Raw genomic sequence first — 1357 nt, forward strand, 5'->3', positions numbered from 1 at the left:
GACAGCCTCAATCCGCATATCCTCAAGGGGACGGTGCCGTGGCAGCTCCGCTTCCTCGCCTACGAAAGCCTCATGGGACGGAGCTGGGACGAACCCTTCACGCTCTACGGCCTGCTGGCAGAAAGCGTCGAGACCGGCCCGAATCGTGAGTGGGTCGAGTTCACCCTCCGCCCCGAGGCGCGCTTCTCGGACGGTAGCCCCGTCACCATCGAGGACGTGATGTGGAGTTATGAAACCCTCGGAACCGAGGGCCATCCGCGTTACCGAGGCACCTGGAGCCAGATCGAGAGCATGGAGCAGACCGGCCCGCGCTCGGTCCGCTTCACCTTCAATACCGACGACCGCGAGCTGGCGCTCATCATCGGCATGCGCCCGATCATGAAGAAGGCGCAGTGGGACGGTCGCGACTTCGCCTCGAGCGGGCTTGACGTGGTGCCGGTGTCCTCGGCGCCTTACGTGATCGAGAGCTACGAGGCGGGCCGATACGTGACCCTCAGGCGCGATCCGGACTACTGGGGCCGCGACCTGCCCTTCATGAAGGGCCAGGCCAACCTCGACGAGATCCGCATGGAGTTCTTCGGCGACGGCACCGTGCAATTCGAGGCGTTCAAGGCCGGAGAGCTTAACGCGATCCGCGAGAACAACGCCGAGAAGTGGCTGACGCAATACGATTTTCCCGCCGTTCAGCGCGGCGACGTGGTGAAGTCCGAGATCGGCCACGGACGGCCCACCGGCATGACCGGCTTCGTGATGAACACCCGCCACGGCGCCTTCGCCGACTGGCGCGTGCGCGACGCGATGATGCACGCCTTCAACTTCGAGTACATCAACGAGACCATGACCGGCTCGCGCCAGCCGCGCATCACCTCGTATTTCTCCAACTCCGAGCTCGGCATGAGCCACGGCCCCGCCGAGGGCCGCGTGCGCGAGATGCTCGAGCCCTTCGCCGACGACCTGCTGCCCGGCGCGCTCGACGGCTACACGGTGCCCGAGGGCGTGATGAAGAACGCCGCCGGTCAACCCTTCAGCTTCGAGATCGTACTGGCACAGGGCTCGGGCGAGGAGCAGTCGATCATCGACATCTTCGTGCAGGCGCTCACCCGCATGGGCATCTCGCCGCGGGTGACGGTGATCGACGCCGCGCAATACAACGAGCGCATCAACGCCTTCGACTTCGACATGACCTTCTTCCGGCGCGGCATCTCGCTGTCTCCCGGCAACGAGCAGCGGCTCTACTGGGGCTCCGAGGCCGCCGACAACATTGGCTCGCGCAACCTCATGGGCATGAAGTCCGAGGCCGCGGACGCGATGATCGACACCCTGTTGAACGCCACCAGCCAGGAGGATTTCATCGCCG

At 65.1% G+C, this 1357-nt stretch carries 1 protein-coding gene; it reads left to right on the top strand.

Annotated features, from left to right (window positions below; genetic code table 11):
* On the top strand, window positions 1–1357 hold a 1357-nt coding region (locus tag HC022_RS26605), incomplete at both ends, for an extracellular solute-binding protein (protein ID WP_167454384.1).

It is taken from the genome of Salipiger sp. HF18 (assembly GCF_011806505.1).
GTDB lineage: Bacteria > Pseudomonadota > Alphaproteobacteria > Rhodobacterales > Rhodobacteraceae > Salipiger > Salipiger thiooxidans.